Below are 26,454 nucleotides of genomic sequence, written 5' to 3' on the forward strand. Positions count from 1 at the left end.
AATGAAATTAGATATATTGGCTTTTGGGGCACATCCAGATGATGTTGAATTAGGGTGTTCAGGAACAATCTTAAAAGAAATATCTTTAGGAAAAAAAGTAGGTATTATAGATTTAACCCGTGGTGAACTAGGCACAAGAGGTTCTGCTGAAATAAGAGATCAGGAAGCAAATGATGCCGCAACAATATTAGGGGTTTCCGTAAGGGAGAATTTAAATATGCGTGATGGTTTTTTTGTCAATGATGAAAAACATCAATTAGAGGTTATTAAAATGATACGAAAGTACCAGCCGGATATTGTATTGTGTAATGCAATTGATGATCGTCATATTGATCATGAAAAAGGAAGTAAACTGGTTTCAGACGCTTGTTTTTTATCAGGATTAAGGAAAATAGAAACGCAACTAGATGGAGTTAATCAAGGAGCCTGGAGACCCAAGTTAGTTTATCATTATATTCAATGGAAAAACATAGAGCCTGATTTTGTTGTCGATATTACGGGCTTTACAGATCAAAAAATCGAATCTATATTAGCATACCGTTCTCAGTTTTATGATGCAACATCAAAGGAACCTGAGTCTCCAATTTCATCAAAAAACTTCTTGGAGAGCCTAAATTACCGTTCTAGAGACTTAGGAAGATTAGTAGGGGTAGAATATGCCGAAGGATTCACTGTTGAAAGGTATTTGGCAGTCAATAGCTTAGGGGATTTGTTGTAAAATTGATGATTTTTTTTCGAAAAACATTTGCAGAAGTAAACTTTAGTTGTATCTTTGCCACCGCTAAGCAAATGGTGGTTGTAGCTCAGTTGGTTAGAGCATCGGTTTGTGGTACCGAGGGTCGCGGGTTCGAGCCCCGTCTTCCACCCAGAAAGCAAAAGCCTTGAAGAAATTCAAGGCTTTTTTTGTATGCCTATTTTTCTGTAGACTGGACTGAAGTCCATTCCTGCAAAATGGGTCGAGCCGATGGCTCTGGTAAGTGTATCTAAGTTTAGTAGGAATGACCTATTTTGTTGCAACGGACTTTTGTCTGTTGTAGAAATGAATACTTCAATACAAAGTTTCGTACGGTGAATCTAAATTATAAAAAAAAAGAGCTTTGAATTTCTTCAAAGCTCTTTTTTTATGCACAAGGGATAAAAGTGAAAATCCCACGCTTTTTTGCGTGGATTGTAACGTATAGCCCGACCGCGACGAAACGCTAGTGGAGGTGGGGATGTGCCCAAATACTTTCTCTATTTCTTGTCCACTACGGGTCTGTTTTCCCTGTTTGCCAGTTCCCATGCAATTGTAAAAGCCAGTTGGGCTCTTCTTGCAAGGCCATCGTATTCAATTTTATCAGGGGTATCTGATTTTTGATGGTAATCAGCATGGACACCATTAAACAAGAAAACGGCAGGAATACCATTTTTGGCAAAATTATAATGATCTGAACGTTCGTAGAAACGGTTTGGATCCATTTTGTCATTGTATTTGTAATCCAGTTCCATTTGAATGTATTTGTTATTAGCATTTATACAAATGTTGTGTAAATCAGTCGATAATCTATCAGCACCTATTACATACACGTAATTGTTAGTGTCGGCGTGTGCATCATCACGGCGGCCAATCATATCGATATTGATGTCGGTAATGGTGTTTTTAAGAGGAAATAATGGGTTTTCTGAATAATAACGGGAACCATGCAGTCCGTGTTCTTCACCAGTTACATGCAGGAAAAGGATAGAACGCTTAGGGCCATGACCTTCTTTTTTAGCGATTTCGAATGCTTCAGCGATTTCTAATAACGCAACTGTTCCAGAGCCATCATCATCAGCACCGTTGTAGATAAAACCGTCTTTCATACCTACGTGATCGTAATGCGCTGAAATCACTAATACCTCGTCTGGTTTTTCTGAACCTTCTATGTATGCCCAGATATTCTCGGAATCACCAAGTTTAGGACCATATTTTTTATTCATGAAAGCTGCGGGAACAGCTTGGTAATAATTTGAAGCTCCCTTTGGAAACGGAATGTTGTTTTTCTGGTATTGACTTATTAGATAATTACCCGCTTTTTTTTGTCCCTCAGATCCAGTTTCGCGCCCTTCCATTTCATCAGAAGCCACTATGTATAGATGTACTTTTAGTTCATCGGCGGTAATGGTGTTCATGTATTTTGTGGGATCAGAAACAGTGGAAGCTTTTGTGTCTTCTACTATGGCAGTCTTGGGAGCGGAGCAGCTTATTGAAAGTGCGGCTAATAAGCTAAGGGTAATTATTCTTTTCATTTCTATGTTAATGTAAGTTTATGAATGTGTAAAAGGCAAAAAGCAAAAGTAAAATTATTATCACGAAGAAATTTATAAAAAAAAGGAATATTGTTTTTATAAATGAAATAAGTCGTGACTCGCCATAAAACCGATGATGAGCTGGAAAGAAATAATAAATCATCCAAGTAATACCTGTGAAATAAATTAATCCATTTATAAAACTTAAAGTATTGGAATCTCCAAACAATAAAAATATTTTGTCAGTAAGAAATAGAATTAAAATAAGAAGTAACAAGAATGAAAAATAGTGAAGCGTGAAAATGCCGTGATCAAAATAGTACCATTGTTTTTTGCCGTGAAAAAGCCACAAGAAAAAGGCGAAAATAGGCATGTATATAATTAATATTTTAGGGATATCATGAAGAAAAGATTCTTTGAATTTTTCAATGATTTCTTTTGGGGTATTATTTTCGGAAATAGACAATACTTTTTTTATTATCGAATATTCAAAGTTGCTATACTTGTCTTCTGTTTTGCCGTATTTTTGGATGGAGTCTAATTCCTTTAATGATTTAATTCCGAAATTAAAAGAGTTGTCTTTTTTGATGTTAATTCCTTTGGTTTGATTTATCGTTTTCTGAATGGTATCCAGTTCTGCTTTTGATAAAAAGCTATTAGGGATTATTTCGTTAGCTTTTATGTCTTTTTCGGTAACCGTTTTTCCGATTGGGTTTTCGGAATCGATATTCAAAAAATCAGAATTATGATTTGGAAAAAAGCTTATTAGAAAAAAAGTTATGAAACTGATGAAAATATAAAGACGTACTGGAGCCAAATAAGACAAACGTTTTCCAGAAAGATATTCTTTTGTTAATGCCGAGGGTTTAACAATGAGGTTTTTGATTGTTTTCCAAAAAGCATTTTCATAATGTGTTAAATCCTCAAAGAAGTGAATGAATAAATGAATAAAAGTCTTCCTTGGGTCAATATTTTCCTGTCCACAGTTAGAACAAAATCTATTTTCGACAACATATCTACAGTTTAAACAAGTCTTGTCTTTTCTTAAAGGATTTTTACTCATATTCTTATGGTTTGATTTATAAAAGTATCGAATTTATTTCTTTAGTACTTCATTTAAGAAAAGTTTTAAATGTTCCCAAGAGCGTTTGGCTGCTTTTTCATTGTAAGCTGCACCTTTAGAATTATCATTTCCTGCTTCTGGGTTAGTAAAAGAATGAACAGCATTTGCATAATAAATCATCTGCCAATCCGCTTTTGTATCTCTCATTTCTTGTTGAAATGCGGTAATTTCCTCTTTAGATTCAAAAGGGTCATCTGCTCCGTGACAAACTAATACTTTTGCAGTAATGGGTTCTGTAGGTCTGGCAGGATCTCGCCCTAATCCTCCGTGAAAGGATACAACTCCCTTTACATTAAGATGACCACGTGCGGCTTCTAAAGCTCCTGTTCCACCAAAACAATATCCGATGACCACGATATTGTCTGGATTAGCTCCACTTAGAATTAATTCCTGTAAAGCTAATGTTATTCTTTTTTGGTATTCATTAGTGTTTGTTTTGTAATACCCTGCGTTTTTACCCGCTTCAGCATTGTTTTTTGGGTAATTTCCTTCACCGTAAATATCGGCTATAAATGCATAATAGCCTAAGTTGGCTAGGTTTTTAGCGGTTTCTTTGGAGAGTTTGTCAATACCTTTCCAAGCAGGAAGTATAAGAATTCCAGGTTTCTGGATGTTTTTCTTTGTGGGACTAATTTTGAAACCATTCAAAACCTGAGTTCCGTCTTTGTAGGTTACGGCTTTTAACTGTGCAAAAGCACCGTTTGAAAAAATAAATAACCCCAAAATTAAAATTTTTATATTTTTCATAATAATTGATTTTACACAAATATCTGAAATATAAAAGTATTTAAACTTCTGAAATATAAATAATTGAGTTTTATAATAGAATTCTCTTTACTCAAGGGATCTATCTGGAAAACACATAAAAAAGAGGAGCCTGATTATAGCGAAATATTTCTTTTGAAAGCACAACCTAATTCAATCATAGAGTCGGTTTTTGCAACTCCAGGAATATTGTCAATTTTATTATATAATAAACTACGCATGTGTTCATGATCTCTAGCGACAATTTTTATGTAAAGTGTAAACGAACCAGTAATGAAATAACACTCGGTAACTTCAGGAATTTTTTTAAGTTCTTCAATGATTCTGCTGGAGTCCTCGTCTTTATTTAATGTAAGCCCAGTAAATGCACCCCAATCATAACCAACTTTTTTCTCATTGATAATTGGTTTTATACCAGTTATAATACCTTGTTCCATTAAACGATTAATACGTTGATGCACCATAGTATTTGAGATTTTTAAATTAGCTGCAATTGCTGAATAAGGCATTCTGCCGTCTTTCTCTAATTCTTTGATAATGTTACTATCGAATTCATCTAATATATCCATGATTTTTATTTTAAATTAAAAATGTATACTATCTTTATAGGTATTGTATTTTACGTAATTTCATTTCAGAAAATTTATTTAAAATGACTTTTAAAACTATTTTCACGAATAAAATTTATTTTAAAATCGACTTTTCAAGTCAAAAATACTAATTTATATTGGAAAACAAAAAAATATTCTTAGTTTTGTAAAATAGTGTTTAATATATAAAAAGAATATCATGGAACAAACAAATCAAGTACTTTCTTCAAAGTCAGAAGCATTAATAGAAAAAGAGAATAAATATGGCGCCCATAATTATCATCCACTACCTGTAGTTCTGGAAAAAGGAGAGGGTGTTTTTGTTTGGGATGTTGATGGAAAAAAATATTACGATTTTTTATCTGCTTATTCAGCAGTAAATCAGGGGCATTGTCATCCAAGAATTATTGATGCAATGGTTAAACAAGCGCAAACACTTACTTTAACTTCTCGTGCATTTCATAACGATCAGTTAGGTGTTTATGAAGAGTATATAACTAAATATTTTGGTTTCGATAAAGTATTACCAATGAATACTGGTGCTGAAGCTGTAGAAACGGCTTTGAAATTATGTAGAAAATGGGCTTATGAAGTGAAGGGAATTCCTGAAAATCAAGCACAAATTATTGTTTGTGAGAATAATTTCCACGGAAGAACAACTACAATTATTTCGTTTTCTAATGATGAGGGAGCGCGTAAGAATTTTGGTCCTTTTACAGCAGGATTTATCAAAATACCATATGATGATACAGCAGCTTTAGAAGAAGTATTAAAATCGTCTACTAATATCGCAGGTTTCTTAGTAGAACCTATTCAAGGAGAAGCAGGTGTTTATGTTCCTGCAGATGGATATTTGGCTAAAGCCAAAGCACTTTGTGAAGCTCACAATGTATTGTTTATAGCTGATGAGGTTCAAACAGGAATTGCACGTACAGGAAAGTTATTAGCAGTTAATCATGAAAATGTTCAACCAGATATTCTTATCTTAGGAAAAGCAATTTCAGGAGGAGTATATCCAGTATCAGCAGTATTAGCTAATAATGCTATTATGAATGTTATTAAACCGGGTCAACACGGGTCTACTTTTGGTGGAAATCCTGTTGCTGCGGCTGTTGCCATGGCAGCACTTGAGGTTGTTCGTGATGAAAAATTATCTGAAAATGCAGAGCGTTTAGGAGTTGTATTAAGAAAAGGGTTAAACGAAATCGCCGAAAGAAATTCATTAATCACTTTAGTAAGAGGAAAAGGATTGCTTAACGCGATTGTAATTGATTGTGATGAAGAATCAACTTTAGCGTGGGATATTTGTATGAAGTTTAGAGACTATGGTTTATTGGCTAAGCCTACACATGGTAACAAAATTAGATTAGCTCCGCCATTAGTTATTACTGAAGCCCAAATTCAAGACTGTCTTGCCATTATAGAGAAAGCATTAAACGATTTTAAGTTATAGGATATGGAACGATATATAAAAATAATTAAAAACCGGTCAGATATAGGCGCTGGTACTAGAGGTTCTGATTTAGGAATTGATGCTATCGAAATTGCAGCTATCAATCAGAATAGTAATTATTTCAATTTACATGAGTTTGAAGATGTTAAATCACATAACGAAAGTATATACGATAAAAACAGAAATAATTTTGCTAAAAGGATTGAGCATGTAGTAGAGCAGTGTACAAGAGTTTCATATGCTGTAAAACACAATCTTGAAGCTAAATATTTCCCTGTTGTTCTATCTGGAGATCATTCTTCGGCATTAGGAACAATTAGTGGGATAAAAGCAATGTATCCAACAAAAACTCTTGGAGTTGTGTGGATTGACGCGCATGCTGATTTACATTCTCCTTATACTTCACCATCTGGAAATATTCATGGTATGCCTTTGGCAGCTGCTATTGGTGATGACAATTTAAGTTGTCAGGTAAATGAAGTTGTTCCGGAAACGAAAAAGCATTGGGAAGATATGAAAAACATTGGTTGTCCCGGAGCTAAAATACTTCCTGAAAACATCATATTTTTTGGTGTTCGTGATACTGAAGAGCCTGAAGATAAGCAAATAGAAAAATACGGTATCAAGAACTATAAAGTGGACGAAGTACGTTATAGAGGTTTGCAAACCTGTGTAGCTGAGTCTTTGGCTAAATTATCAAGTTGTGATATGATTTACATCTCTTTTGATGTGGATTCAATGGATTGTGATATGATTTCTTATGGAACAGGAACACCTGTAGCAAAAGGTTTTGATCAATATGAAGTAATTGATATTATCAATCAATTATTGAGAAGCAAAAAAGTAGTTTGCGTTGAAGTTGTTGAAGTAAATCCTCTACTGGACACAAAAGGAAATAAGATGGCGGAAACTGCTTTTCAAGTATTGGAGCAAATTACCTCTGCGATAGTTTTACCTTTAGAATAATTATATTTTAAGATAGAAAAGCAGTTTATATACTTATTGTCGGAAAATGAAAATCCCAAAATCTTTTATTAGATTTTGGGATTTTTTTATAGCATAGTTTTATTGTTGGAAATAAAAAAGCGGCTAGTGAGTAAAGTATTCAATACTAATTGCTATAATATTTTTTTCGAAACCAAAAAGCCACGTTCACCAATGCTATTAAGGCCGGAACTTCTACTAACGGTCCAATAACCCCAGCAAATGCTTGTCCGCTATTGATGCCAAATACACCAATGGCAACAGCAATAGCCAACTCAAAATTATTTCCAGTGGCCGTAAATGCAATGGCTGTACTTTTAGAATAATCGGCACCAAAATATTTTCCGATGAAAAAACTCAAGACAAACATCACTGCAAAATAGATTACGAGCGGAATGGCAATTCGAAGAACATCCATAGGAATTTGCACGATTAATTCTCCTTTTAGGCTAAACATTAACACAATGGTAAAAAGTAATGCAATTAAGGTTATTGGCGAAATAAACGGTACGTATTTATTTTGAAACCAGTCTTCTCCTTTTAAGTTAATAAGAGCATATCTACTTATGATTCCCAATGCAAAAGGAAGTCCTAAATAGATTCCGACACTTTCGGCAATTTGCCCGATACTGATGTTGACTTCAAAACCATCGTAACCAAAATAGGGTGGAAGTACAGTGATAAACACATAAGCATACACACTGTAAAGGAATACCTGAAAAATACTGTTTAAGGCAATCAGTCCTGCTGCATATTCCCTGTTCCCGTCTGCAAGATCATTCCAAACGACTACCATTGCAATGCAACGGGCAAGTCCTATAAGAATGACACCTATCATGTACTCAGGATATCCATTTAAGAAAAACAAAGCCAATAAAAACATTAGAATAGGACCCACAACCCAGTTTAGAAACAGGGAAGCGCCCAATACTTTTGTGTTTTTAAACACTTCTCCCATTTGCTCGTATTTGACTTTGGCGAGTGGGGGATACATCATTAATATCAATCCAATGGCGAGCGGAATATTAGTCGTTCCGCTGGAAAAAGAGTTGATGAAATTTCCGCTGGAAGGAATTAGATTTCCTATAGCAACACCAACAGCCATTGCCAGAAATATCCATAAGGTTAAGTTTCGATCCAGAAAGCCTAATTTTTTTCGTTCTGCTGCCGGAGCACAATTATTTACGGACATATTTATTTTTTTATTTGTGAGAATACATAAAATAGTTCAGTAGCAATTTGCATACTTCTTTCATGATATTTTTCGGTTTGTTGCGGTGTATTGTCAAAAGCTTTTGGATCTTCATAAGTGATTGCAATTCTATTTTCGGCTCCCGCAATAAATGGGCAACCGCCATCAGCTTGAGTGCAAGTTAAAATTGCCGCAAACTCCGCTTGAGGATTAAAATCATCATCATAGGTTTTAGAAAAACCAATAATAGGATGCTCGTTATCAGTGTATTTAATGCTGTAAACAGGATTGTTTCCTTCAGATAGCGTTTTTACTTTAAATCCTGAATTAGCTAATGTTTTTGCCGCCATTGGAAACAAAGCAGTAGCTTCAGTACCACCTGAATAGCAAAAAACATTACTAATATTAAAATAAGATGCTGCTGTTTGCGCCCAAACTTGAGATAAATGACTCCTTCTTGAATTATGGGTACATATAAAGTTAAGTCGGATTTCTGCTTGATTGCTTACTTTAATTTGGATATATTCAATAAGCGGTTGCAAAATGTCTCTTCGTTCTTGTACTATATTTTCTGGATGAAATGAAAGTACTTCCTTTTCGATTAAAGAAAATATTTTAGTTTTTGATGGTATCATTTTAAATATCGAATGTTTGATTAACAACAACCTCCGCCTGGAGTACAGCTATTCGTTTGACTTGAAACTTCAACTAGGTTTATTTTTTGTTTTTCTGTTGGAATTGCACATTGGTCTAATGCTAAACAAGCCGTTTGTTTGTTTACTAGTATAAAATCTTTGCCGTTGAAATCCAAATCATATTTCCCAATCGTTTCCGCTTGGTATTCCACTTCAATTTCGAAATCTTCAATTCCCAACACCTTTTCAGATAGCGCAATAATGTCTAAAAGTTTTCGTGGTTTAAGACGGTGTTCAAAATCATTGGCATCCCATAATTGAAAATTCACCACGGTTTCGTTTCTTACTTTTCCACCACAATCGATAAAGTTCTTTGTGATAAAACCTATTTCTGTTACATGAAAATGTTCTGGTACATACGTTCCATTTGGTAATATAAATGCTACTGTATCTAATGTAGCTAACTGTGTTTTAATTTCTGATAGTTTCATAGGTATAATATTTTATTTTATTAAAAATCAACAACATTGATTTTTTTTGTTTTCTAGGTAGTTGTTTATGTTTGTAAAAAAGTGCTTTATTTTATTGAATCCTTCTTCGTTGAGACAATAGCATATTGAATTTCCTTCAAAATTGCCTTTTATAAGTCCGGCGTTTTTTAATTCTTTTAGATGTTGGGAAACGGTAGGCTGAGACAATGGTAATTCATTTACAATATCTCCACAGATGCAACTTTCCACTTTTAGAAGGTGTTGGATGATTGCTATTCTTGCGGGATGACCAATGGCTTTTGCTAATATTGCCAATTCGTTTTGCTCCTCTGTGAAATGTTCTGATTTAGTAATCCCCATCGTTATATATTTATATTGCAATATTACGATATAGATTTATGAAAAACAAATAGTTTATATAAAATTTTGTAAAGTTTTGAATAAAACAATTCAGGCCATTCTCCTGATTGGATTAATGTAATTGTAAAGAAGTTGTTTTAATCCTAAATTCTATAGGACTTTTATGATGGGTAATGAAATAGTTATTTTATTTTGGAATAACATGAAATCCTATTGATCTCACTTTATTTTCGATATCATTTACAGCAACTATTTTGGTTGATTGAACTGTAAATTCTCTAGGGAAAATCAGGGTATTTATTTCGACATAACTTATCCCTTCCATTTCCAATAAGCTGTTTTTAATATCCAGCATATCTTTTTCTTCCATTGCATTCGTTCCAAAAATTCTACCTTGCTTTCCTGGAATTACATTGTCTGATAATAAGCTCATCTTTTTATTGTTTAAGATTATTAATGCTTCTTTGTTTAAATTTTAAGATTGGGTTTAATAGCTTAAAGTTAATCATTTAAGATGTATAATTATTGAAATTAGAACCACTTTTTTAATACATAAGTTTTATAGTTTAGTATTTATAATTTTGTTCGAATAATTTAAAAATAATATCGTCAACTATCTATTTTTACTTGATATTTTAAAAAGTATTACTGATGTTTATTTTTTAATTCATTATCTTAGTGTGCTTGTAATCAACTAAATATATGATATTATGGAAAAGAAAGATGATAAGAACAAAGTACCTGATTCTTTATTGTATCCTCCTAGTGAAGATATTTATAACAAGTTTCATAAAGAGGGAGATATTAACCCAGAAGATATTACCAAAAAGAAAATTCCTGTTGAAATTAATAATCGTAGAAAATTAAATGAAAAGGATTTTGAAGAAGATATGTCTGGCGGTGATTTAGATATTCCTGGTTCAGAACTAGATGATGCCCAGGAAAATATAGGAAGTGAGGATGAGGAAAATAATCATTACAGTATAGGCGGTGATAATCACAATAACCTTGAAGAGAATACGGATTGAAAAAAAAACACATCCTTTAATTTTATATAAACCCTAGTATTTATACGTTTCGAATAAATATAAAACAAAAAAATATCGGATTTTTAAATCCGATATTTTTACTTATTAATTGAATACGTGGTATTTAGCAACTATCTATTCAAAGGGTATTTAATGTTTTTTGTTACCATTTCCTTTGTTTCCTTTTTTTCCATTGTGATTGTTATGGTTTCCATTTTTGTTGTAGTTTCCATTTCCTTTTCCAATTGATTTTTGAGGCTTACCTTTATATCCTTTGTAATATTTTTGTTTGTGAATTTTATAAGAACCATAAGGTCTTGAACCGTGATAGTCATTCAAAACAACTTTATATCCTCTGTTTAAGTCATAGTTTCTATATCTTCCAGGCAAGTTTCTAGATCGAATCCAGCTTCCTCTGTTTAGATATATAAATTGTGTTTGTCTGATATCATAATAAGCTTCAATATCTGGTAAATAATAGTAATCTGCTGATGCGTAACCTACAGGTCCCCATGATGGCGCAGTGCCTATTTGTACATTTACATTAAGTTGTGCTTGTACCGCATTCGATACAAATAACATAAAGATTCCTAATGTGATTAATTTTAAAGTTTTCATTTTGTATTGTTTTAATTAATTATTCTTTTGCTTAAATATTAAGTTTATACCACTTACTGATTTGTAATAGGATATTAACTTTATAAATATTTTATAAAAGTAGAATAAGTAAAAGTATGATGATGATTACAGCACCTACTGATAAATAAACTCCGTTTCCTGTTGATCTCAAACTAGCGTTAAGAGTACGTACTTCTTTACGAAGTTCTTTTTTCTCTATGCGGCTCATTGAAGATTTATCCATTGCTTTAATTTCATCTAATCGGGCTAACATTACTTTAACCTCTGCAGGTACTTCTTTGTTGTCAGTTACTAATGTTGTTGGATTTTTTTCAGCAGCAATAATTGATGTTGGGAACATACTTAACGACAAAACGATCATCATTAAATAAAGTGGAAATTTTTTCATATTTTTTTGTTTTTAAATGGTTCAATTTATAATGTAAAGATGGAACACATTCAAATATAAAATGTTACACATTTATTGGTGCGATTTACAAAATTCACACATTAAATGAATGTTGGAAATTGGGTAATTTTTAAGCAAAAAAAGGACAGGTTTTTAAGTTCCTGTCCTTTTTCTAATCTTAAATTATAATATTGGTATTTTTATTATTTACCTGAATTGAAAATGTCAATTATAACTGTACGGTTATAAGAACGTTCCTCAGGAAATTTGTTTTTAAAAGGGGAGAAGTTCAAATCTTCACCATAACCACTTATTTCAAATTTAACATCATTCCTTCCGGTTTTTGCCAAAGCATTTTTAATTATGTTTTTAACTTCATCAGCTCTGGATTGAGACAATTTTAAATTATAATCATCATTTCCAATTATGTCAGCATGACCATGTATAATTACAGTTCCATCTTTAGGAATTTTGGGAGCGACAACATCCGTTAAGTATTTTTCGTAAATACTAATGGCTTTTGACTCATTGAATTCAAAAATGACGCTGTATCTTAGACCATCTTCTATTTTTGCTGGTTTCCAAGCTACAACGTGTGCTTTAGTTTCTTTACTAATAACTTTTCCGCTTTTAGATTGGCCTATCATTGTAATAGTATAGTCTCCTTCAGGACGATTTCCTAAAATTGATTGACTTGGTAAACTCACGCTTTCTTGTGTATAAGGACCAAAAGATTGTGTTTTACCATTTTCATCCATAACTTGTATAGACCATACAGTGAAAGCCTCGTTAGCTCCTTTTGCATCAACAACTACATAACTTGAAAGAGGCGCTTCTTTTAAAGCCACTGTCTCAGATGAATTATAAGTATCAGGACCACTTTGAAATTCTGCTAATAAAATAGGAGAACTACTTTCGATAGATACTCTTCTATTGCCTTCATTTAAAAGATCAAGTTCAAGCGTTCCACCTGCTTTCCCAGAAGGAATAGTTGGTTTTAACTGCCCTTTTGTATTAATTCTAGAAGGATTAATTTCGAATGTGTTTACCAAATATAATTTCACAGATTCGGCCATTTTCTTGCCGTCTTCTGAACCTTTTTCGGATGAACCTACTAGTACAATAGTAGTAGAAGGATTTTTAGTCATACGATCTCCTAAGATGTTGATGACATTATAATACACATTCATTTGTCGTTCTGAACGACCTGATTGGTTTATAGGAGTCACCATTTCCAGTTGGCTTTCACTAAAGGTTGAAACCTCTTCTTTTTTAAGAGTTTTGTAACGGTTTGGAATTTCAGTTGAACCAGTATTAAAATACACATAGTTACGAAGTGGAAACACTTCTCTTACGCGACGCTTTGTAGGGTCATTACTGGGAGCATTAACCGAAAATTGAACTTCTGTATCCGGAGATAAAACGTCTTCAGGCTTTTCAATTAAACTTCCTTGTCCAAATTTAAGCGCAACACCAGCTCTAACGGTAGAAATGTTCATTGTTTCTACAGAACGTGGGTTTTGTCCAAAATAGGGGTGAAACGACACAAACGGAGAAAGTGTAAATTGTGTTTTTTGATTTTGAGAAGAAAGAGGTATATCAAATCCAGCTCCAATTTGCATTGAAATAACAGTTTTATTGACATCACTAAAATCTCCTTTTACTTCAGGGCTAACTGCCTGATTAGGAAAAGCAGGATTAACTCCAAGTTGGTAAGTGTACGACTGATCTTTTATAAAAGCTAATCGTGGACCACCAAACATATAGAAATTAGATTTGAAAGGAGCAAAACGTAAGCTTGGCTCAACAGTTATGTAGCTTATGTTTGTTGATAAATCTGCTGGACAGTCACAAGCTGTAGGAACCTGGTCAAATTTTCCTTTTCGATTATCATAACCTGCTTGAAACATAAATCCCCATCTTGAATCTTCTGGGTGAAATTCCACAAGAGGCGCAATAAATAGCCCAAAACCTTTTCCATCATGGAAAGTAGCCGGAGGTGTAAAATCGTTACTCAACTTGTTAGTTGAACCACCATAGATATTATAATTTGCTCCACCAGCAAGACCAAATCTCCAAGAAGGTTTAGAATATTGTAATTCTTGTGCTTGAAGTGAAGTTTGGAAATTTAACAACACCAATGGCAATAATATAAGAGTTTTAACTGGGAGATTATTTAGGGACCACGTTTTACGTGATCCCATTTTATTATTAGTTATTATTTTCATTTGTTTTTGTTTTACGGTTTAGTGATAATATTAGTATGTGTCATTACTACAGCTCCATTTCTGGCAAGCATTCTACCTACAGCAGTAGAGTAAGCCCCCATTGTTACAGACTGTAATGCTAAAATATTACCTTTAAAAGAAGTATAGTCACCTATGGTAGCTGAACTACCTGTTTGCCAATACACATTTTTAGCTTGAGCACCACCAGTAAGGATTATGTTTCCACCAGCTCCACCTACAGTTGTAAAAGCAGACGCTACTTGAAAAATCCAAACATCAGTTGAACTACCTGAAAGGGTTAAATCTCCATTTTGTACTAAAAGAGTAGATGTTGATTTATAAATACCGGCAACAAGTGTTTTTCCACCTTGATCTCCTGATACCGTAATTGGTGCAGAATAAGATGCTCCTTCGACAAAAAGGTAGGCATTAGTTAAATCTTGTTTAGCTTGTGTTAACATCGCAGGGATTCCTACTGGAGCTATATCATCAGAGGCATACATCGCTCCGTTTACAATAATTGCAGGTGGAAATCCAGTGATTGAAGAACGAACACCAGGGCTAATTCCAACATCCATATTGCGTATTTCACTAAATCCAGCATTGTTACTTACTCCAACACCTGATAAAATTCCAAATCTTTCAGCCGAACCAAGATTTACAACAGAACCTACAATAACTGCGTTAGTATTAAATTCCCAAACATATTCATTAGCTAAAGAAATACCTGTTCCGCTTTTTGCCGCATTTGTAATTGTTGCTTTATAAGTAGTATTTGGTGAAAGCGCACTTGAAGGAGTGAAAAAAGCGGTATCTCCAGCAAGATTATGGGTAACTGACCCTAAAACTGTATTAGTTCCTGCTTTTAAAGTAAATGTTGTAGTATTTAATGTCAATAAATCCATTGGCATACTAAATGTTACGCTTACTACTTTATTTGTCGCTACGTTAGTCGCATTATCCAAAGGATTTGTACTTACAACTTTAGGTGCTATTGTGGATCCTGTTTTAAATGTCCATATAAAAGGACTAGTTAAAGTTGTTCCCTGAACATTTTTAGCTCCTGAAATTGTAGCTGTATAATCAGTATTTGCAGTAAAAGGAGTTGAAGGCGTGAAAAAAGCCGTTGTACCATTGTATGAAACGGTTCCTGTTACTGTTGTTGTACCTTGTTTTAGTGTAAAGTTAGAATTGTTAATAGTAGATTGATTCATTGGCATATTAAATACCGCTGATACAACCTTGTTAAGGAATACATCAGTAGAATTATTTGCAGGATCTGTAGAAGCTACCATAGGTGTTAATGTTCCACCAGTGCTAAAGGTCCATATAAAATTTTCTTGTATTGCATTACCAGAAAGGTCTTTAACAGAAGTGTTGATTTTAGCAGTATAAGTAGTGTTAGCAGCGAGTGAACCATTAGGTGTAAAAGTTGCAGTTGCTCCTGAAACTGAAATTGTCCCAACTACTTGATTTGTACCTTGTAAAGTAAATGAAGATTGTGTAACAGTAGCTGCATTTATTTCTTTGTTAAACGTTACTGATATTACCCTGTCTAAAGGAACATTAATAGTACCATTTGCTGGACTGGTAATTGTTACAGTAGGGCATATACCAATGGTTTCAACGAAATCATCCTTTGCACATCCCGTCATTAATGCAATAAATAGTATTGCAATGGTAGATAATAGATTTTTCATTTTTATTTTATTTTTGGAGTTAAATTATTTTAGTACAAAGATGAGTTTGAGATTGCTTTAAAGTATTATACAATTTTAGGGGAGAGTTGTATTATTCACACATTTTAAATAATAAATGCCTTTAAAATGAATTATACTTTGTGTTTTTTTAATAATTATATAAAATGTGTAATTATGATTTAGTAGGAGTAAGTACCATTTTTCCAAATAATTATTTTGGTATAAACAAAAAAAAACCGAGGTTTTGAATCCCCGATTTTCTTTAAAAAAAACTAACCACAGTTTTTTGAATATTTATGAAAGCTATTGGCGCTATTTATTGATTTATAGAAAGCGGCACTTAAACCTTAAGTTATTTATTTAAGGAGCTTAACTTTGTCACTCCTTCTTTAATCAAATCTTTTTCATCTTGCCAAATGTTTTCTTGTCTTTTTATCATCGATTCAAATTTTTCTTTCATTTCATCGACAAGATCATTGCTCTTAGACATAATTTTTTTTCTGGTTTTCAATCCTTTATTTGGGGCAAACAAGATTCCAGCTATTGCTCCAACAGCTAGTCCACTTAATACTCCTAATACTATTTTACTTGAACTCATAATTTTGATATTTAATGATTATAATTTTTTTCCTTGAATAAGTCTTAATAATACGGCGATAATTGCGATTACAAGAAGGATATGGATAATAGATCCTAAGTTATAGGCAAAGAAACCTAATGCCCAAAAAAAGACTAAAATAACTGCGATAGTGTAAAGTAGATTGCTCATAATAATTAGTTTTAAAAGTTAAAAAAAACAAATAAGAAAGAGATATATTTTATAGGTTAGTTCTGAACATTTTTTAGCGTAATAGATTTCAGGCTGTATTGCAAATGAAATGGCAATTGGTAATTATTTTTTATTATCAACCGTAAAATCTTTTAATGCATTTCCTAGTTCATTCATATCGTGATTGAATTCATTTTTAAAAGATTTCCAATCATTGGAAGCATCGTTTTTATATGTATCCATTTTTGATTTTAAATCCTTGTTTTTTTGTTCTAAGACTTCAATCTTTTCATTGTAATTTGCATCGATTGATTTCCCCGTTTTTTTAAGATTCAATTTTAATTCTGCGATGCGAATTTTATTTATATTGATTACTGAATCAGTGTCCTTCTCGAAAGTTTTCCATTCTTCGGCACTTGCCTCTTTTTTCACTTCCACCAAATTGTCTTTTGCTTCTTCTACCTTTAGTTCAGCTTCAATTTCTTCTTTTGTTGAAGACTTACAGCCTGTTAATCCAGTTCCTGCAATAAGCAAAGTAAATACTAGCGAATAAATTGTCTTTTTCATTTTGTGGATTTTATTTATGATTTATTTTTAAAAATTTGATTTTGTATTTTAAATTCAAATTAAAGCCCTTCAATTATTAGATTTAACTCTTCTTTTGTTTTACCAAGTATTTTTTGAAGGTTCTCCATCATTTCTTCTTTCTTTCCTTTTACAAATAGCAAATCATTTTCATTTAAAGCAGCAAACTTTTGTTTTAGTTTTCTCTTTTGTTCATCCCAGTTTTCATTTATTTTTGCTTTATTCATTACATTGAATTTTTATTGTGAAAGTGTTTTTACAATAATACAAAGGTGATATGATTAGTGATGAAAAGTGTTATATAACTATTGGGAGAATTTATATTATTTACATATTTAAATATTTGGTTGAATATTATATTGCCTTTAATGCATTGTAATTAGTTTGTTCTAAATATATAGTTTATGCCCAATTTGTAATCATAGGGTTGCTTAAGGCAAAAGGATATTTGAGATCATTTATGTTCTATGCTTTTTTACCAGTACTTCGTGCTACTAATATAATTCCTCCAGCGATTATTATTAAACCAATAATGGGTGTCCATTGCACAGGATGATTTACTTCTTGGTTTATTTTTATAGGACCTATTTCGACTAGTTTTTCAGTAGTTACATAATTGAAACCAGTGTAGATTGTCATTATTATTCCTATTATAATTAATACTATTCCAATAGATTTTGTTTTCATTTTATTGTTTTTTTTTATATAAATTATTATGTTGATTTGTAGAGTTTTACGAAGTCGTATTTTTGATTTTCGTTCATTTTTTCTGTGTTTTTAAATTCTACTTTTATTTTCACAAAACGTTCATCTTCACTTAAGACATCAAACAGTTCTATTTTTGCATTATTAGGTCCAAAAAGAATGACTAGTTTATAATCTTTAATTATTTCACTTATCTTGTTATAATAAGTTATAAGGAGTTGTTGATCTATTGTGCGAATAAAATTTTCAGGCCATATCAAATTTTGTCCATTTTCATTAAGTATGAATTTTGATTCTATGGTGTTTATAACAAATTTATTTGATGTAAACTCCATTAGGTATGCTATAGAATGATCCATCCAAATCCCTAGTTTTTTTGTTGCTTTCATAATTTGTGTTTTTAATAATGAAATTTTTTATTTTCATTATTGTATTTCTAAAAAATTAAAGATCAGGATGTTTGTTGTGTAATGTGTTATATAAAATTAGTGATAAGTTATAATATTCACTTGTTTTTACGAATAAATTTTGAATGCAGGTTAAATTTGGAACAAAAAAAAGGCAGTCTATAAAAGACTGCCTCCCCCCAACCAAAAAATAAATATTATAAATCTTCAAAAATTTCGTTTGCCAATTGTTTATCTAAATTATAGATGTCATTTCTAAAATTTAATTGACCTGCACTATCCACCCAAGAGGTGAAATAAACTATGTATACCGGTATTGATGGCTTAATTTTTATTCCATATTCTTCATTCGTTTTTAGAATAGTATCTAATTTTTCTAAATTATAAGTTTTATTCTTTCGAAGGATATGCAATGCTAATTTTTTTGGATTTTCAACTCTGATGCATCCGTGGCTAAAAGCTCGTTTATTTTGTCCAAACAGACTCTTTGAAGGTGTGTCGTGCAAATAAATACTATAACTATTAGGGAATAAAAATTTCATTTTTCCTAATGCATTATCCATTCCTGGTTTTTGTCGGATTCTAAAAGGAACATTTTTTTCGTATTCATTCCAGTTGATTGTTGAAGGATCTATGACTTCTTTGCCAGAAAGGATTTCCATATTATTTGTGGCCAAATAATCAGGATTCTTTATCATATGTGGCACTATTTCATTCTTTATGATACTATTGGGGATATTCCAATACGGATTAAGGATGATACTCGAAATGTTTCCTTTGAAAATATTCGTTTGATTTACATCTTTACCAACCACAACATTTGTTGACCAAACTAACTTGTTGTTTTCGATAATATGCAGTCTGTATTCTGGAATATTGACAAGTAGGTATTCGTTTTCCATCTCTACCGGAACCCATCTTAAGCGCTCCAGATTCAACATCATTTGTTTAATTCTATATTCAACAGGCCTGTTTATCTCGGTAATGGTTTTATCGTTTAATTTTCCATCCTCATTCAATCCCATACGGTGTTGGAAATTGGCAACCGCTTTGGCTAATTGATCGGTAAAAACAATCGTTTTATCATTAAATTTTAAGTCTCCTGTTAAGAATAGATTATGTTTTACAGCTATTAAACACGAATCACTTTCAGTTGTAATTATTATTTTTTTTGTGGTAACTACTTTATGAAAGCCTCCTTTTTTATCAATTCCTCGGTATTCTTTTAATTTTTGCTTTAGCGTTTTATAATACTTATTTACTGGTTCCAGGACGGTTTCTCCTTTATTTAAAGTAACCAAAGAATCAAGTAGTTTTTGATAATTTTTCTTTTTTCTAGGTATAAACCACTCCAGTCCGTGAGTATTTTTTGTGATTCCCCCATACACCTTATGGGAATACCTAAAAAAAGTGGTTGTTAGTAAAAATTCCAATTCTCTTACGTTTTTTTCAGTGGCTAGAGAAGAATTACGGTCTTTTGAAAAAAGACTGATTAGGGAGTCTAATTTTTTGTTTTTAAAACTAGGGTCATTAAAATCAGCATTGTAATTTTGAATTTTATTGTTGAAAATTGGTGCTGCCGCTTTTATTCCTTTTTCATTGAACCAAGCATATTGATAATCCCTACTTTTATAAAATTGATTTACCTCATTTATAATAGAGTCACTTTCAGGAAATGTATTAAAATAGGAATTTATTGAATCTTGTTCTATAATTAAATTAGTATAATTTATAGTTTCTTTAGGTTCCTTTTTTTTACATCCCAATATTGTTATGGCAATAAATAAAAAAATAAATATTTTGTTTATGAATGTATTTGAAAATATTCGAATGAATCTCATAATTATACTATATTAGACAAAAAGACATTTTTTACAAAATGTTTATGTAGAACAAGAGGAGAAAATATATTTTCGAATATAGAAAATTATATTTTGATATAAAGTGAAAAAGCTACATTTTGTTTTACTTCCTTTAACACTCATTAAACAATACTAGATTCCAATAATGATTTACTTATGATTCGTCTTTTGTTGTACGCACAAGGCTGATGCCCGATGTGAAGAAGACAATACCAAGAATTCCATAAATGATTAGTTTTTTTATATCCTCTGTATTACCTGTTGTATTCGTTAAAACTACTGCTGTGTATATAAGTCCTCCTATTCCTAGGGCTGTGAGCAAAGCTCCAAAGATTCTTTTTAAGTTCATAATATTATATTTTAAATATTTGTTGTTGATGAAGGTTTTGTATTTCATCCAGTTAATCCATACAAAGTTGCGTAAGTTTGTTTTATAAAGCATTACACAATTTTACTTAAGAGTTACATCATTCACACTTTTTTCCCAAGTGACTTTTAGACAATAAAAAAGAGGCATTCTTCCGAATGCCTCTTAATATTTATATAGATTACTGTATATTATTTTGGCATTACAACAGTGTTCATTTGAAGAGTTACAGCAGTTTGCGCTAACATTCTTCCGTTTATTGAAGCTCCTGTTTTTAAATTAATACCTGTTTGGCTTAATATGTTTCCTTCAAAATGGCTGGTTGTTCCAAGAGTAACTGCACCAGATGTTTGCCAGAAAATGTTTTTGGCCTGTGCACCTCCAGCTAAGGTAATTCTAACGGCAGAACTCATATTAAGATTTCCTGCAACCTGAAATATCCAAACATCAGTTGGGCTACCTGAAATTGTAATATCTGTAGGGATATTTAGTGAACTCGTCCAAGTATATAATCCTGGTGTAAGTGTTCTTCCACCAATACTTCCTGCACCTAAATTTAAGAAATCAGGGTTAATACGACCAGCAGCATTAGTGTATGCTGATTGCATATCACCTACCGCTACAGTTAAACGTGTAGCATTAGTTACTTTGCAATCTGGTCCAGCTGCATCAACTGAATATATTGTACCAGTCACTTCATCACATTTTAAAAGTATAGCTGCTCCTGTAATAGGGCTTGCTCCAACATCTCCTGTAACGTCAGATTTATATACATCCGTAATACCTGTTTTTGAAAGAATCACAAAATCACCTGCAATACCAAGATTTACGGGTTCCAATGATTGGCTATTTTTTAAAATTGAAGCAGATTTGTCCGTAGAGGATTTCTGTGATGTTACTGCTGATGTTTCATAGATTGAATTTGCCACTATTGGTTCGCTTGACTCTTCCGCATCATTGCTACAACTCGACATTAACCCAACAAAAAGTACTGCCAAAACCGGTATTGTTTTTAATATTTTCATAATATGGTATTTAAATGTGATTTATTTATCACAAGACAAAACTGAGGTTTTTAAATGCAAATTTGTTGCTATATAATGGCCAAAAGTTGTGAAATTCACATATGTTACTCTTTTTCAATGTTTTTTCTTAATAAAAAAAGGGTGATTTTTATCTATTGATAAAAATCACCCTTTTAAACTTTAGTATATTGAGGTTTAAAACACACAGGATCTTACATCCTATCCATATACCAATTTAATTCTTTTTTCATTTTTCTATATTCAAAAATGGCTGAAATTATTTTTTGCAATCGCATAAATGCAGTTTCACTTTTTACAACATAGTCAAAAGCCTTATGGTGCATACAGTTTACGGCTACTTCAATTTTGTCTTGAGAAGATAGCATCACAACGGGTATGTTTGGATTAAAAGCCTTTATTTTATCTAAGGTTTCTATTCCGTTCATTGCCGTTTGATCAATTCCATCCAGTTGATAGTCTAATATGATAATATCAGGATTGTTAGATAATTGCGCTATGCAAAGTTCCCCAGTTGCAAAGGTTTCAATGGTAAAATCTGCATTTTCCATAAATTCAATTTCTAATGATTTTAAAAATAAAGCATCATCATCTACCAAGAAAAGTTTTATTTTGTTTTCGTTTTCCACGATTAAGTATTTTTAAGTATGTTTAATTCAATTTCTAATTCTTCACAAGCTTGATTGCATATTTCATCTATTTCAATGACTAATGATTTTATCTCTTCTGTGAATTGTTCTTTATTTGAGTGTTCAATAATTTTTTTCGCGATATTTTCATATTTTGAATTTATACCCATTATTGAAAAAGAGGGAATGATTTTATGAACTGCCGCACTTAATAAAGGCCAATTTTCATCTTCCATACTTTGCTTCATTGTACTAAGTATGGGTGGTGTATGTTGTATATAGAGTGAAATCATTTCCATCATTAACCTGGAATTTGATTTTGTTCGAATATTTAAATAATCCAAGTTGATGCATTTTGGTCTTACATTTTCTTGTACACTCTTGTTTTTACTATTAAGGTCAGTTTTAGTAGTTATATTATTTTTTATAAGGCCTACAATTTTGCTATGCAATATACGTTCGTCAACTGGTTTTGCTATGTAATCATTCATTCCAACTTCTTTACATTTTGCTAAGTCAACTGTGGTAACATCAGCAGTTAAAGCAACGATTGGAATTTTTAAATTCATTGTATTCCGAATGTGTTTTGTAGCCTCAAACCCATTCATTACAGGCATTTGTAAGTCCATTAAAACAATGTCATAGGATGTTTTTTCAAGTTTCTCGATGGCAATTTTTCCGTTTTCGGCAATTTCGCTTTCAAATCCAAAATCATCCAAAAGGGTTTTCATCAATAATTGATTCAGGGGAATGTCTTCAACAACCAAGACTTTTATATTATTGATTTCGGAATCCAATTCAACTATTTCAGTTTCCACTCCAACTTCTATTGCTGTTTTTTGAAAACTTAAAATAAAACTAAAGGTGGAGCCTTCGTTAATTTTACTTTTTACGGTAATGGTACCGCCTTGTGGTTCTACTAATTGCTTAACGATGGCAAGTCCTAATCCTGTTCCTCCATACAATCTTGAGGTGTCGCTGGTTGCCTGTTGGAAATCATCAAAAATAGAGTCTATTTTACTTTCCGCAATTCCTATTCCTGTATCCGAAACGGCAAATTCAATAGTAGAGTTTTCTTCATCTTCATCCAATAAACGAATACTAACGGTAATTTTTCCTTTTGAAGTGAATTTTATGGCATTACTTACTAGATTCAAGATGATTTGATGAAGGCGAACAGGATCTCCCAGTAATACTTTTGGAATGGTATCATCATATTCCGTTACCAATTCTAGATTTTTTTCCTTTATTTTTGTTTCAAATACGTGAAGCATTGCTGAAATTGAAGAGGATAATTTAAAAGGTACTTTTTCAAAAGTCATTTTTCCAGCATCAACTTTTGCTAAATCAAGAATGTCATTGATTAGTACAATTAGTGCATCCCCACTCAATTTTATGGCTGTTAAATATTCTTTTTGCTTATCGGATAAATCTGTTTTGAGCACTACTTTAGTAAATCCGATAATTGCATTCATAGGCGTCCGGATTTCGTGACTCATATTGGACAAAAATTGTTGTTTTGCTTTTACGGCAGTTTCAGCAATTTGTGTAGCATTCTCGGCATTTCTTTTTTCTTCTTCAGCAATCCCCGTTGCTAACTCGGCAAAAATTTTGGCCTCAATCAGTTCGGTTGCTATTCTTTTTTGAACTGTAATATCTCTTGCTGCTGCAAAAACCCCAAGAACATTACCGTCATCATCCCTATAAACGGATGCATTGTATAAAACATCTATTAATTCTCCGTTTAAATGTTTTAAGGTTAATGGATAATCTTCAACATACCCTTTTTCAAAAACTTGTCTGTATCCTTCTTGTGCTTTTTCAGGCTCGGTAAAATAATTAGAAAAATCAGTGCCAATAAGCATTTCACGCGATACTCCGGTAGCTTCAATTAATGCATTATTAACATCTGTTATTTTTCCTGCTGGACTAATGGTTACAAGAGGATCTAAACTTGCTTCTAATAAACTCCTAGCGTATTTTGAAGCTAGCTTTAAAGAATTGTTGATTTTTTCGAGTTCTTTATTGTCTATTTCCCTTTTTTCTTTTTCTTTATTCTGGAATTTAAGTTCAATGTCGGCAATCACTAATTCTGCGGCCCGTTTTTCCTTTTCATCATTTTGATATGCCAGTTCTTTATTGGCAATAACTAACTCAGCTGCTCGTTTTTCTTTTATCTTGTTTTGAAAAGCCAATTCTTCATTTGCAATTACAAGTTCATTCGCTCGATTCTCCCTTTCTTTATTTTGGTAGGCAAGTTCTTCGTTAGCAATAATCAACTCATTTGCACGCTCTTCTTTTTCTTTGTTTTGAAAAGCTAATTCTTTGTTGGCAATACGTAAATCTAACGCCCACTTTTGTTCAGCGATATCTCTGGCAACGATTACCACTCCCAAAATAGTACCACTATCATCTTTATAAACTGATCCGTTGAATAAAACATCAGTAAGTTTTCCTTCTTTATGTCTAATTGTAAGAGGAGAATCAGCAACAGATCCTTTGGCAAAAACTTCTTGATATACTTCCCGAGCTTTTTGTGGTTCTGTGAAATAATCGAAGAAATCAGAACCTATAAGTTCATTTCGTTCCACTCCTGTAATATTTACCGTTGCTTGATTAGTATCCATAATTTTACCTTCGGTACTAATGGTTACTAATGGATCAAGACTTGCTTCAATGAGGCTTAGAGAATATTGTGAGGCTAATTTTTGGTCTGCCGTAAATGCCTCTAATTGGTTATTTCTAGTTTTTAAATTTTTGACATTTATAAAGATAAAAGTAAAAATTGCAACGATGAAAATAAGAAGAATAAAAAACAGAAATTGAGAATAAGTATTGCTTTGTTCCTTTTCAATTTTTCGTTGTTTGAGTAATCGAAACTCGGCTGAATTAATATCCGTAAGTAATTTTTTTATTTTTTGTGTAATGTTTTTCCCTTTTATAAGGATTTGTAACTTTTCACTTTCGGTCAATTTATTTTGCTTTCTGTCTTCAATTATCTGGTTAACTAATATTAACTTTTCGACAGTTTTACCTTTCAAGGAATCGATGCGTACTTGCTGATTAATATTTTCTTTAGTGAGTTCCGATAATGCGAACAAGTTCGCATTCATTTTATTTACCGAGCTTTTGAATGATTCTAAAAAAAAGTCATTCTCCGTAATCATATAGCCTCTTGACATAGTTTCAATATCAAGAATACCCAAAAGGATATTGTCACTTTTATGGATCACTTCCTGAGTATGCTCAATCAAATTACTTGTTGATTTTGCTTTTATATTATTATAATAGAAAATAACCAATACCGATAGCAACAGTATTGCCATAAGGAAATAAGAAAGGTATGTTCTTTTTTCGGATACTAATTTCATAAAGCGGTTGTGGAATTTTTATCAATTGGATTGCCAATCTCTTCAATTGGGCTTCGCCTTTTGTCTTTCAATTGTTTAAAATGAGAAGGGGAAAGTCCTGTAACTTTCTTGAACTGACTTGATAAATGCGCCACACTACTGTATCCCATTTTCCAAGCTATTTCGGTAATATTGTGTTCGCCATAAATAATCAATTCTTTGATGCGTTCCGTTTTATGGGCGATAATAAATTGTTCGATTGTAGTTCCCTGTACCTCTGAAAATAAATTAGATAAATACGTATAATCGTGGTTTAATTTTTCGCTTAAGTAATCGGAGAAATTTATTTTGATAACTTCCGCAGAGTGGTGAACCATTTCGATAATTACATTTTTGATTTTTTCAATCAGCATTGCTTTTTTATCATCCATTAATTCCAACCCTGAATTTCGCAGGTTGGCTTTGAGAATAGTACGTTGTTCGATTGAAATGTTTTCCATGATCTCAACTTCGCCTAAATCAACTACAATAAAATGTAGACCTAGGCTTCTTAACTCTTCTTTTACAGCTATTTTACATCGGTTGCTAACCATGTATTTTATATATAATTTCAAATTATTTTGTTTTAAACAGATTAGGTAAAATTCGGGCTATTATTTTCGAAAAGACTTATACAAATTTCATAAAAAGTTGTATAATTCACACATATTAATTGAATTTATTTTTAATAAATCCTGATATTTTTTGGAAATAGAGTTAGTTAGATTTAAACTGATTTGAATCTAATTGGCATTATTTTTTTAAAGTTACAAATAAGACTTGACAAAAGAGTTTCTAATTAATTCTAAAACAATTAAATGTGTTTTCAAGATGACTTTGATTTTTTTAGGGTT

The 26,454-nt window shown here is 32.2% G+C and carries 29 protein-coding genes and 1 tRNA gene; 5 read left to right on the forward strand and 25 right to left on the reverse strand.

Annotated features, from left to right (window positions below; all coding sequences use genetic code 11):
• The first annotated feature begins 1 nt into the window (after position 1).
• Entirely contained in the window at positions 2–718 is a 717-nt protein-coding gene (bshB1, locus tag FLAK523_RS09795) for a bacillithiol biosynthesis deacetylase BshB1 (protein WP_248902943.1), read from the forward strand.
• A 73-nt stretch (positions 719–791) separates the two neighbouring features.
• A tRNA-His gene (locus FLAK523_RS09800) sits at positions 792–867 on the forward strand.
• A 366-nt stretch (positions 868–1,233) separates the two neighbouring features.
• On the opposite strand, the gene FLAK523_RS09805 is transcribed toward FLAK523_RS09800, so the two are convergent.
• The 4 genes from FLAK523_RS09805 to FLAK523_RS09820 all read right to left on the reverse strand — a co-directional run bounded on the left by FLAK523_RS09805 (position 1,234) and on the right by FLAK523_RS09820 (position 4,725).
• Positions 1,234–2,268 (reverse strand): M28 family metallopeptidase, encoded by a 1,035-nt coding sequence (locus tag FLAK523_RS09805; protein ID WP_248902945.1) that lies wholly within the window; start codon positions 2,266–2,268, stop codon positions 1,234–1,236.
• Between the two features lie 7 nt (positions 2,269–2,275).
• Positions 2,276–3,331 carry a DUF3667 domain-containing protein gene (locus FLAK523_RS09810; RefSeq protein WP_248902947.1) on the reverse strand — a complete coding sequence of 352 codons (1,056 nt, stop codon included), beginning with the start codon at positions 3,329–3,331 and terminating at the stop codon, positions 2,276–2,278.
• Positions 3,332–3,364: 33 nt separating this feature from the next.
• Positions 3,365–4,138 carry a dienelactone hydrolase family protein gene (locus FLAK523_RS09815; RefSeq protein WP_248902949.1) on the reverse strand — a complete coding sequence of 258 codons (774 nt, stop codon included), beginning with the start codon at positions 4,136–4,138 and terminating at the stop codon, positions 3,365–3,367.
• A gap of 134 nt (positions 4,139–4,272) precedes the next feature.
• Complete coding sequence (locus FLAK523_RS09820; protein WP_248902951.1) at positions 4,273–4,725, reverse strand: Lrp/AsnC family transcriptional regulator; 453 nt, start codon at positions 4,723–4,725, stop codon at positions 4,273–4,275.
• A gap of 220 nt (positions 4,726–4,945) precedes the next feature.
• Here FLAK523_RS09820 and rocD point away from each other — a divergent pair, with 220 nt between their 5' ends.
• Complete coding sequence (gene rocD, locus FLAK523_RS09825; RefSeq protein ID WP_248902952.1) at positions 4,946–6,199, forward strand: ornithine--oxo-acid transaminase; 1,254 nt, start codon at positions 4,946–4,948, stop codon at positions 6,197–6,199.
• Between the two features lie 3 nt (positions 6,200–6,202).
• Complete coding sequence (locus tag FLAK523_RS09830) at positions 6,203–7,165, forward strand: arginase (RefSeq protein WP_248902954.1); 963 nt, start codon at positions 6,203–6,205, stop codon at positions 7,163–7,165.
• 145 nt (positions 7,166–7,310) lie between these two features.
• Here the strand turns inward: FLAK523_RS09830 and arsB are convergent, their stop codons facing one another.
• The 5 genes from arsB to FLAK523_RS09855 all read right to left on the reverse strand — a co-directional run bounded on the left by arsB (position 7,311) and on the right by FLAK523_RS09855 (position 10,294).
• A complete protein-coding gene (gene arsB / locus FLAK523_RS09835) occupies positions 7,311–8,375 on the reverse strand; it encodes an ACR3 family arsenite efflux transporter (RefSeq protein WP_248902956.1) in 1,065 nt (354 codons plus the stop codon).
• Positions 8,376–8,377: 2 nt separating this feature from the next.
• On the reverse strand, positions 8,378–9,010 hold the full coding sequence (locus FLAK523_RS09840; protein WP_248902958.1) for a low molecular weight phosphatase family protein: 633 nt from the start codon (positions 9,008–9,010) through the stop codon (positions 8,378–8,380).
• A 20-nt stretch (positions 9,011–9,030) separates the two neighbouring features.
• Entirely contained in the window at positions 9,031–9,501 is a 471-nt protein-coding gene (locus tag FLAK523_RS09845; RefSeq protein WP_248902960.1) for a DUF6428 family protein, read from the reverse strand.
• 27 nt (positions 9,502–9,528) lie between these two features.
• Positions 9,529–9,861, reverse strand: coding sequence for a helix-turn-helix transcriptional regulator (locus FLAK523_RS09850; protein ID WP_248902962.1), 333 nt, complete (start codon positions 9,859–9,861; stop codon positions 9,529–9,531).
• A 187-nt stretch (positions 9,862–10,048) separates the two neighbouring features.
• On the reverse strand, positions 10,049–10,294 hold the full coding sequence (locus FLAK523_RS09855; RefSeq protein ID WP_248902964.1) for a heavy-metal-associated domain-containing protein: 246 nt from the start codon (positions 10,292–10,294) through the stop codon (positions 10,049–10,051).
• A 277-nt stretch (positions 10,295–10,571) separates the two neighbouring features.
• On the opposite strand from FLAK523_RS09855, the gene FLAK523_RS09860 reads away from it, so the two are divergent.
• On the forward strand, positions 10,572–10,889 hold the full coding sequence (locus FLAK523_RS09860; protein WP_248902966.1) for a hypothetical protein: 318 nt from the start codon (positions 10,572–10,574) through the stop codon (positions 10,887–10,889).
• Positions 10,890–11,039: 150 nt separating this feature from the next.
• Here FLAK523_RS09860 and FLAK523_RS09865 read toward each other — a convergent pair whose 3' ends face one another.
• The 16 genes from FLAK523_RS09865 to FLAK523_RS09940 form a co-directional block, all read right to left on the reverse strand.
• Entirely contained in the window at positions 11,040–11,507 is a 468-nt protein-coding gene (locus FLAK523_RS09865; RefSeq protein WP_248902968.1) for a hypothetical protein, read from the reverse strand.
• Between the two features lie 91 nt (positions 11,508–11,598).
• On the reverse strand, positions 11,599–11,916 hold the full coding sequence (locus tag FLAK523_RS09870) for a hypothetical protein (protein ID WP_248902970.1): 318 nt from the start codon (positions 11,914–11,916) through the stop codon (positions 11,599–11,601).
• Positions 11,917–12,119: 203 nt separating this feature from the next.
• On the reverse strand, positions 12,120–14,144 hold the full coding sequence (locus tag FLAK523_RS09875) for an OmpA family protein (RefSeq protein ID WP_248902971.1): 2,025 nt from the start codon (positions 14,142–14,144) through the stop codon (positions 12,120–12,122).
• A gap of 11 nt (positions 14,145–14,155) precedes the next feature.
• Complete coding sequence (locus tag FLAK523_RS09880) at positions 14,156–15,844, reverse strand: Ig-like domain-containing protein (protein WP_248902973.1); 1,689 nt, start codon at positions 15,842–15,844, stop codon at positions 14,156–14,158.
• 352 nt (positions 15,845–16,196) lie between these two features.
• Positions 16,197–16,442, reverse strand: coding sequence for a YtxH domain-containing protein (locus FLAK523_RS09885; protein ID WP_248902975.1), 246 nt, complete (start codon positions 16,440–16,442; stop codon positions 16,197–16,199).
• Positions 16,443–16,460: 18 nt separating this feature from the next.
• Entirely contained in the window at positions 16,461–16,613 is a 153-nt protein-coding gene (locus FLAK523_RS09890; protein WP_248902977.1) for a lmo0937 family membrane protein, read from the reverse strand.
• Positions 16,614–16,736: 123 nt separating this feature from the next.
• Positions 16,737–17,180, reverse strand: coding sequence for a peptidase M23 (locus tag FLAK523_RS09895; protein WP_248902979.1), 444 nt, complete (start codon positions 17,178–17,180; stop codon positions 16,737–16,739).
• A gap of 59 nt (positions 17,181–17,239) precedes the next feature.
• Positions 17,240–17,425: a general stress protein CsbD gene (locus FLAK523_RS09900; RefSeq protein ID WP_248902982.1), complete on the reverse strand. Its 186-nt coding sequence runs from the start codon at positions 17,423–17,425 to the stop codon at positions 17,240–17,242.
• 238 nt (positions 17,426–17,663) lie between these two features.
• A complete protein-coding gene (locus tag FLAK523_RS09905; protein WP_248902983.1) occupies positions 17,664–17,885 on the reverse strand; it encodes a hypothetical protein in 222 nt (73 codons plus the stop codon).
• A gap of 26 nt (positions 17,886–17,911) precedes the next feature.
• Positions 17,912–18,292 carry a hypothetical protein gene (locus FLAK523_RS09910; RefSeq protein ID WP_248902985.1) on the reverse strand — a complete coding sequence of 127 codons (381 nt, stop codon included), beginning with the start codon at positions 18,290–18,292 and terminating at the stop codon, positions 17,912–17,914.
• 215 nt (positions 18,293–18,507) lie between these two features.
• Positions 18,508–20,151, reverse strand: a complete 1,644-nt coding sequence (locus tag FLAK523_RS09915) for a murein L,D-transpeptidase (protein WP_248902987.1) — start codon at positions 20,149–20,151, stop codon at positions 18,508–18,510.
• A 175-nt stretch (positions 20,152–20,326) separates the two neighbouring features.
• Positions 20,327–20,521 carry a hypothetical protein gene (locus tag FLAK523_RS09920; RefSeq protein WP_248902989.1) on the reverse strand — a complete coding sequence of 65 codons (195 nt, stop codon included), beginning with the start codon at positions 20,519–20,521 and terminating at the stop codon, positions 20,327–20,329.
• A 209-nt stretch (positions 20,522–20,730) separates the two neighbouring features.
• Entirely contained in the window at positions 20,731–21,564 is an 834-nt protein-coding gene (locus FLAK523_RS09925) for an ice-binding protein (RefSeq protein ID WP_248902991.1), read from the reverse strand.
• Between the two features lie 212 nt (positions 21,565–21,776).
• The gene (locus tag FLAK523_RS09930; RefSeq protein WP_248902992.1) at positions 21,777–22,211 is read right to left on the reverse strand and encodes a response regulator; all 435 of its coding nucleotides are present in this window, start codon (positions 22,209–22,211) and stop codon (positions 21,777–21,779) included.
• Positions 22,212–22,213: 2 nt separating this feature from the next.
• Positions 22,214–25,582 (reverse strand): PAS domain S-box protein, encoded by a 3,369-nt coding sequence (locus FLAK523_RS09935; protein WP_248902994.1) that lies wholly within the window; start codon positions 25,580–25,582, stop codon positions 22,214–22,216.
• Entirely contained in the window at positions 25,579–26,154 is a 576-nt protein-coding gene (locus tag FLAK523_RS09940; protein WP_248908084.1) for an AraC family transcriptional regulator, read from the reverse strand. The genes FLAK523_RS09935 and FLAK523_RS09940 overlap by 4 nt, the downstream gene beginning before the upstream one ends.
• Between the last annotated feature and the right edge of the window lie 300 nt (positions 26,155–26,454).

Origin of the sequence: Flavobacterium sp. K5-23, assembly GCF_023278045.1 — a bacterium.
Classification (GTDB): domain Bacteria; phylum Bacteroidota; class Bacteroidia; order Flavobacteriales; family Flavobacteriaceae; genus Flavobacterium.